At 75.6% G+C, this 7,388-nt stretch carries 7 protein-coding genes; 4 read left to right on the plus strand and 3 right to left on the minus strand.

Annotated features, from left to right (window positions below):
• Positions 1–285: 285 nt before the first annotated feature.
• Both ACFV0G_RS30930 and ACFV0G_RS30935 read right to left on the minus strand, forming a co-directional pair.
• Entirely contained in the window at positions 286–744 is a 459-nt protein-coding gene (locus ACFV0G_RS30930; protein WP_380555173.1) for an STAS domain-containing protein, read from the minus strand.
• Between the two features lie 206 nt (positions 745–950).
• Positions 951–3,134, minus strand: a complete 2,184-nt coding sequence (locus tag ACFV0G_RS30935) for an MMPL family transporter (RefSeq protein ID WP_380555175.1) — start codon at positions 3,132–3,134, stop codon at positions 951–953.
• A gap of 191 nt (positions 3,135–3,325) precedes the next feature.
• On the opposite strand from ACFV0G_RS30935, the gene ACFV0G_RS30940 reads away from it, so the two are divergent.
• From ACFV0G_RS30940 to ACFV0G_RS30955, 4 genes are read left to right on the plus strand one after another with little or no spacing between them, the layout of a single operon-like run.
• Positions 3,326–4,603: a sensor histidine kinase gene (locus ACFV0G_RS30940; protein ID WP_380555177.1), complete on the plus strand. Its 1,278-nt coding sequence runs from the start codon at positions 3,326–3,328 to the stop codon at positions 4,601–4,603.
• Positions 4,572–5,243 carry a response regulator gene (locus tag ACFV0G_RS30945; RefSeq protein ID WP_380555179.1) on the plus strand — a complete coding sequence of 224 codons (672 nt, stop codon included), beginning with the start codon at positions 4,572–4,574 and terminating at the stop codon, positions 5,241–5,243. The genes ACFV0G_RS30940 and ACFV0G_RS30945 overlap by 32 nt, the downstream gene beginning before the upstream one ends.
• Positions 5,236–5,376, plus strand: coding sequence for a hypothetical protein (locus ACFV0G_RS30950; protein ID WP_380555181.1), 141 nt, complete (start codon positions 5,236–5,238; stop codon positions 5,374–5,376). The genes ACFV0G_RS30945 and ACFV0G_RS30950 overlap by 8 nt, the downstream gene beginning before the upstream one ends.
• A 31-nt stretch (positions 5,377–5,407) precedes the next feature.
• A complete protein-coding gene (locus ACFV0G_RS30955; protein WP_380555183.1) occupies positions 5,408–6,265 on the plus strand; it encodes an alpha/beta fold hydrolase in 858 nt (285 codons plus the stop codon).
• A 15-nt stretch (positions 6,266–6,280) separates the two neighbouring features.
• On the opposite strand, the gene ACFV0G_RS30960 is transcribed toward ACFV0G_RS30955, so the two are convergent.
• The coding region (locus ACFV0G_RS30960) for a TIGR03617 family F420-dependent LLM class oxidoreductase (protein ID WP_380555185.1) at positions 6,281–7,388 on the minus strand (1,108 nt) is incomplete at its 5' end.

Genomic DNA, 7,388 nt, shown 5'->3' on the forward strand with positions numbered 1-7,388 from the left:
GCGGGCCGTGGCGCGCGCGCCGTCGCCGCCCGCCCCCCCCGCCCCGGCGCGGAGCGCGCGCCGTCCCCGCCCGCCCCCCCCGCCCCGGCGCCCCCGCCCGGCCCCGATCGCTGCCGGCAGAGCGGCACGGGGTGTCCGGCCGTACCGCGAAGCCGTCGTCCGGGTCCGTCGTGCGGGCCGTGGACGTGCGCTGCCGGCGGGCCATGGGTCTCCTCTCTCGGGCCGTCCCCCCATCGAAGCGGGGCGGCGCCCCGCCGGGGTCGGCCGTGCTGATGAACCGGCGGCTCAGCCGCGGGACCGAGCCGGGATGCCGGCTCCGCCGTCCGGCCGACGGCGGGCCGGGGCCAGCAGCCGGTCGGTCAGTCCGCAGATCCGCAGCACCAGCAGCACCTGGGTACTGGCCGCGGCGACGGTGAGCCGGCCGCCGCGGCGCTCGCAGAGCTCCTGGGCGCGCAGCAGCGCGCGCACCCCGGAGGCGTCGATGAACCGGAGCCCCGAGGCGTCCACCGAGGTCTCCTCGCTGCGGCCGGCGCAGCCCTCGAACACGGCCTCGGCCACCGGCCCGGTGGCGATGTCGAGTTCGCCGTGCAGCACGACGCGCATCAGCGGCCCGTCGTGCCGTGCGACGGCCCGCAGGGCCGGGGCCTGCTCCTGCTCGACGGCCACGGCGGCGGTCGGGCAGCCGGTCGGGCAGAGCGGACGGAGGTCGGCGGTAGCGGCGGGAGCGAGGGTCGCGGTGCTCATCTGAGGGACCTTTCGTCGGGTGTCGCTGGGGTGTTGCCTCCAGCCTCCGGCGCCGGGCGGGCGCGGGCGTCGGCCGCCCGGGCGAACCCGGGCGTCGTCCCGACGGGGGAGACGGGCGGGCTCTCCGACCGGTGGACGATGCCCTCCCGGGCCCGCCGCGGACGGGCGCGGCGGGCCGGGAGAGGGATCGGGTCGGCGGGGGCGGGTCAGCCCCGGTGCACGACCGGTTCGTGCGGTCCGGCGATGCCCTGCGGCGCCTCCTGCACCTGAGGCACCTGCGGCGCGGCGGTGTCCCGCCCGGTGCCGGAAGGCCAGAACGCCTTCCGGCCGACCAGCGCGGTGACCGCCGGGATGAGCAGCCACGACATCACGAATGTCGACAGCAGCACACCCATCGCGACCGGCAGACCGATGGCGGCCGTTCCGCTGTCGAAGCCGAGCACGCCGAAGCTGGCGGCCAGGATGACACCGGCTGCGCCCACCGACGGGCCGGCCTGGGTGACGGCCCTGCGGGCGGCCTCCCGCGGGCTCGCACCCGCCTTCATCTCCTCCCGCAGGCGGGCGATCATGAGGATGTTGTAGTCGGTGCCGATCGACGCGACGAACAGGTAGACGATCAGCGGTACGGAGAACAGCACCCCGGGGTGGTGCTCGATGTGCTGGAACAGCAGCACGGCCGAGCCCAGGGTCGCCGCGAAGCCGAGGCCGACCGCGCCCATCAGGTACGCCGGGGCGGCCACCGCGCGCAGCATCAGCACCAGGATGATCCCGATGGCGACGGCCGCGATGGGGATGATCACCTTCAGGTCGTGGTTGACCACGTCCCGGGTGTCGGCGAAGGCCGCGGTGGTGCCGCCGACCTCGACCCGGGTGCCCTCCGGCGCGTGGCTGTGCGCGGCCGGTCCGATCACCTCGGTGAGGTCGTGCAGCGCCCCGCTGCTCGTCGGGTCGGCGGTCAGCGACAGGTCGACCTCCGCCGTCCGCGCGTCCGCCGAGATCCGGGCGACCTGGGCCGAGCCCACCCCCGGCACGTGCGCCAGCTCACCGACGTACGGCGCGAGCCGCTGCGGGGTCAGCGCTCCGCTGTCCGAGGCGACCATGACCTGCGTCGGCTCCAGCGCGCCGACCGGGAAGCCCGAGGTCAGCTCGGCGTAGCCCTGCGCGGACTGGCTGCCGTGCTGGTACGGGGTGATGGTGTAGTCCGCCTTGTAGCCCAGGGCGATCGCGGCGAGGGCCGCCAGCAGCAGTGCGGAGACACCCGCCACCGCGGCGGGCCGCCGGGCGACCAGCCGGCCGACCGCGGCCGAGACGCCCGCGCGCGGCGTACGGCGCCACGACTTGCGTCGCGACAGCCGGCGTCCGAGCAGCGCGAACACGGCGGGGAAGAGCGTCAGCGAGGCCATCAGCATCACCAGCACCGCCACGCCCAGCGCCGGGCCGAGCAGCCGGAAGTCGGACATGTGCGAGGCCAGCAGCGCGGCGAACGACACCGCGACCGCGAGCGCGGAGGACAGCACCGCCTCACCGACCCGGCCGATCCCGGCCGCCACTGCCGTCCGGTGGTCGTCGCCGGCGCGCAGCCGCTCCCGGTAGCGGAACAGCAGGAACACCACGTAGTCCGTGCCGACGCCGAACAGCACCACCGGCAGCAGTTCGGTCACCGTGGTACCGATCCGCGCGCCGACCAGGTGTGCCCCGATGGTGAGCAGCCCGCTGACGCCGGTGCCGACCAGGGCGATGACGAGCAGGCTGGACACGGCGACCAGCACGCTGCGGAACAGCACCAGCAGCAGGAGCAGGATGACGCCGATCATCGCGTAGGTGACCAGGGCACTCTGTGCGGCGTTGTCCGCCGCGCCCGCCGTCTCACCGGTCAGGTGCGCCTGCAGGGCGGTGCCCTCGGTGGCGGCCCGGGCGTCCTTCGCCAGGGCGGTCGCCTCCTGCTGGGCCTTGCCGTCGGAGGTCGGCGCGTCGAAGACCGCCTGGGCGAGCAGCACCCGGTGGTTGGGCGACAGCAGCTCCGGACCGGTGACCAGCTTCACCGCGGCGGGCGAGTGCCGCTGCGCGGCCTGTTCGTCGAGCCGGTCGACCACGCGGTCGGCCCGGGCGACGTCGTCCGCCGACAGCGCCTGATGGTCGGGGCGGGAGAACACCAGGGTGGCGGTGCCGTTGTCCGAGGCCCGGCCGAAGGCGGTGTCCGCGAGGTGCTGGGCCCGGGCGGACTCGTAGGAGTCCGGCAGGACGCTCGCCTGCCGGGAGTCGGCACGGTTCCAGTGGTGGGCTCCCGCGTAGCCGACCCCGACGCCTATCAGCGCCACCAGGACGGCCACCCAGGAGAGGATGACGAGCAGCGGCCGTCTGCCGACGGTCGAGCCGATACGGTCGAACACGGGGTTCCCTTCGCAGAAGCGGTGTGCACGGTCCGCACACGGACCTCAGGCAAGCCTCCGGTGCCCGGAGCTCCCGGGCCTCGGCCCTGACGCTGATCCCCGGCCTCGTCCGAACGGCTGATCCGGCGCCCCGCTCAGCCCGGCGGCGGAGGGTGCAAGACCTCTGCAACGACCCCGCCTACCGTGGGGGTATGACCTATTTCGACCGGCTTGCGCACTGGCGGCCGCCACCCGCAGCCGTGGACGCCACGGTGACGGTCCTGGTCGCGCTCGGATCCCTGACCGCGGTCGCCAACGGGGCCGGCGGCGCCGATGCCGTGGCGGTCGTGCTGGCGCTGCTCACCGCGCTGCCGATCGCCGTCCACCGCCGGTGGCCCGTCCCGGCGCTGCTCACGGTGGCGGTGGCGGCCGGGGTGCTGCAGGCCCGGCACGACGTCCCGGAGGTGGTCGGCCCGCACGGGATCTCCCTCGGCGGGACCTTCGTCGCCGTGGCGGTGGCCGTCTTCCTCACCGCCGTCCGGTCCGAGTCGCGGGCGGTCCTGCGGCTGCTGGCCGTCACCGCCCTGGCCGCGGTCGCGGTGGAGGCGGTGCTGGTGCCCGACAACCGGGTGGCCGCGGCGTTCGCGGTCACCGTGCTGCTGGTCGGCGCGGGGGCGGTCGGCGGACTGGTCCGGGCCCGCCGCACCATGGCGGCCGAGCGCCTGGCCGTCGCGGAGCGGGAGCACGCCGCCGAGGCCCGGGCCGCGGTCACCCGGGAACGCGCCCGGATCGCCCGAGAGCTGCACGACATCGTCGCGCACAACGTCAGCCTGATGGTCGTCCAGACGATCGCCGCCGACCGGGTCCAGGACCGCGACCCGGCCAAGGCGCACGGCCTGCACTCGGCCATCGAGGAGACCGGGCGGGCCACCGTCACCGAACTGCGCCGCCTGCTGGACGTGTTGCGCACCGACGACGAGGACGAGCCGGCCCGGCGGCCCCCGCAGCCGCGGATCGAGGAGATCCCCCGGCTGCTGCAGGCCGTCCGCGAGGCCGGGCTCGACGTCCGCGCCACCACCGCGGGTCGGCCGCGGCCGCTGCCCGCCGGCACCGAGCTCGCGGTCTACCGGGTGGTCCAGGAAGCACTCACCAACGTGCTCAAGCACGCCGGGCACACCGCGGCCGGGGTGGGGCTCGACTGGGGAGCAGACCGGCTCACCGTGACCGTCCGCGACGACGGCCCCCGCCCGGGGAACGGCCCGCTGCCGACCGCCGCGACCGCGCCGGGGCCGGGCCACGGCCTGGTCGGCATGCGCGAGCGGGTGGCCGCCGTCGGCGGCCGGCTGGAGGCCGGCCCGCGGCCCGGCGGCGGATTCCTCGTCCGCGCCACCGTCCCCCTTCCCGAGGCCGGCGACAGCGCCGCGCCCACCCCCACGACCGACGAAGGAGCACCCCGCCATGACCACGATCCGAGTCCTGCTGGTCGATGACCAGCCCATGATCCGTACGGGCTTCCGGATGATCCTGGAGACCGAGCCGGACATCATCGTGGTCGGCGAGGCGGGCGACGGGCAGGCCGGGGTGGAGGACACCCGGGCCCTGCAGCCCGACGTGGTCCTGATGGACATCCGGATGCCGGGACTCGACGGCGTCGAGGCGACCCGCCGGATCGTCGACGCCGGGCTGGCCGCCCGGGTCATCATCCTCACCACCTTCGACCTCGACGAGCACGTGCTGGACGCGCTGCGCGCGGGCGCCAGCGGGTTCCTGGTCAAGGACGGCCCGGCCGACTCCCTGGTCGAGGCGATCAGGGTGGTCGCCTCGGGGGAGGCGGTGATCGCCCCCCGGGTGACCCGCCGGCTGCTCGACCGCTTCGCGCAACTGCCCGAGGACACCGAGCCGACCGTACCGCGCACCCTCGACGCTCTGACCGGGCGTGAGCTCGACGTGCTGCGCGCCCTCACCCGGGGCCTGTCGAACGCCGAGATCGCCGCCGACCTGGTGGTCAGCGAGGCCACCGTGAAGACGCACGTGGCGCACATCCTGGAGAAGTTCGACCTGCGCGACCGCGTGCAGGCGGTGATCCTTGCCTACGACACCGGGCTCGCCCTCCCGGCCGGCCGTGGCTGACCCCGCCGCCCGCCGCGGAGACCGGCCGCCCGGTACCGGGCCGGCCCGGCCCGCCGAGTGGGCGGCCGCGCTGGCACTGGTGGCGGCGGCGGTCGCCGTCCCGTTCGCGTTCCTCGCGGTCATCGCCCGGTAGGCCGGCCGGCGGGAGGGAAGGAGAAGGCGCGATGGCCGAGCACATGGTCGAGGCGGACGGTGTCGAGCTGTGCACCGAGTCCTTCGGCGACCCGTCCGATCCGGCCGTCCTGCTCATCATGGGCACCGGGGCGTCGATGCTCTGGTGGGAGGAGGGGTTCTGCCGGCTGCTCGCCGGGGGCGGGCGCTTCGTGATCCGCTACGACCACCGTGACACCGGCCGGTCCACGACCTACCGGCCGGGCCGTCCCGGGTACACCGGTGCGGACCTGGTCGGTGACGCCGCCCGGGTGCTGGACGCCCACGGGATCCCGGCGGCGCATCTGGTGGGCGTCTCGGCCGGAGGGGCATTCGCTCAGCTGCTCGCGCTGGAGGACCCCGGCCGCGTGCGCTCGCTCGTGCTGATCAGTACGTCCTGTGCCGTGCCCGGCGCCCGCGGACTCCCGCCGCCCACCGACGAGTTCATGCGGTTCGTCTCGGCCGCACCGGTCGGACGGCCGGACGCGGACGCCGAGATCGACCACCGGGTCGCCCAGGAGCGGGTGCTCGCCGGGGGCCGGCGCCCGTTCGACGAGGCCGCCGCCCGCAGCCTCGTCCGCCGCGACGTCGAGCGCGCGCACGACTTCGCCGCGGCCCGCAACCACGATGCGCTCCCCGACGGCGGGCTCCCGGACGCGCCCCTGTCCGGGATCGCCGTGCCGACCCTGGTCATCCACGGCACTGCCGATCCGCTCTTCCCGCTCCGGCACGGCCGGGTGCTCGCCGAACTGATCCCCGGGGCACGGCTGTTGACCCTGGAGGACGCCGGGCACGGGGTCGCTCGCGCCGACTGGGCGACGATCGTCGCCGCGATCCTCGACCACACTGCCGCGCCCGGCCGCCCGGGGTAGCCGGACGGCGCGGGGTCAGCCCAGTTCGCGGACGGCGGTGAGGACGTCGAGCATCAGGTCGGGGTCGGCCTCGTCCGGGCCGCTGACCGAGAGGCGGTCGACGATCCCGGCGTAGCGGTGGTGGATCTCGCGGGCGACCTCGTCGGGTGTGCCGGCCACGGCGAAGGTGTCGTACACCTCGTCGTCGATGAGCCCGCCCATCTCCTGCCAGCGGCTGCGGACCGAGAGCCGGTGGAGTTCGTCGTGGAGTCCGGCCCAGCCGTGCGCGTCGAGGACGCCTCGGTAGGCGGGGGTGGAGGCGTAGAAGGCGATGCGTTCGCGTACCCGGAGGCGGTTGGTGGTGATCTCTTCGTCGGTGCGGCCGGTGGCGGTGAGGATGCTGCCGACCACCTCGAACGGCCGGGTGGTCCAGGGGGCGCCGCTCGCCTCGGCTTCGGCGCGGGCGGTGCGGATGCCGGGGAGGACCGTCCGGGTGAGGTAGTGGAGGGAGGTGAAGGGGTGGCTGATGAAGCCGTCGGCGACGGCTCCGGCGGTGGCGGTCATGAGGGGGCCGACGCCGGCGAGCAGGATGGGCGGGGTGCCGTGCGGGGCGGGGTCGGGGGCGAAGACCGGGGTCATCAGGGTGTGGGTGTAGAAGTCGCCGCGGAAGGCGAGGCGTTCGCCGCTCTGCCAGCTCTGCCAGATGGCGCGGACGGCGGCGACGTAGTCGCGCATGCGGGCGGCGGGGCGGTCCCAGGGCATGCCGAAGCGGCGTTCGATGTGGGGTTTGACCTGGGAGCCGAGGCCGATCACGGCGCGGCCGCCGGAGGCCTCGTGCAGGCCCCAGGCCTCGTAGGCGAGGGTCATGGGCGTGCGGGCGAAGGCGATCGCGACGCCGGTGGCGAGCTCGATCGATTCGGTGCGGTCGGCGGCGCGGGCCAGTTGCAGGAACGGATCGTGCGAGGTCTCCGACAGGCTGAACCGCTCGATCCCGCGGCGCTCGGCCTCGGCGGCGAGGGCGGGGGCGCGGCCGGGGGCACCGGCGGCGGCCGCCTCCAGGCGGAGTCGGGGAGTCGTCGGCTCGGTCATCCAGGGGCCTCCGTGACGGTCGGGCAGCCGGGCGGGGTGCCCGACCACCCAGCAT

Source organism: Kitasatospora sp. NPDC059571 (assembly GCF_042735675.1).
GTDB lineage: Bacteria > Actinomycetota > Actinomycetes > Streptomycetales > Streptomycetaceae > Kitasatospora.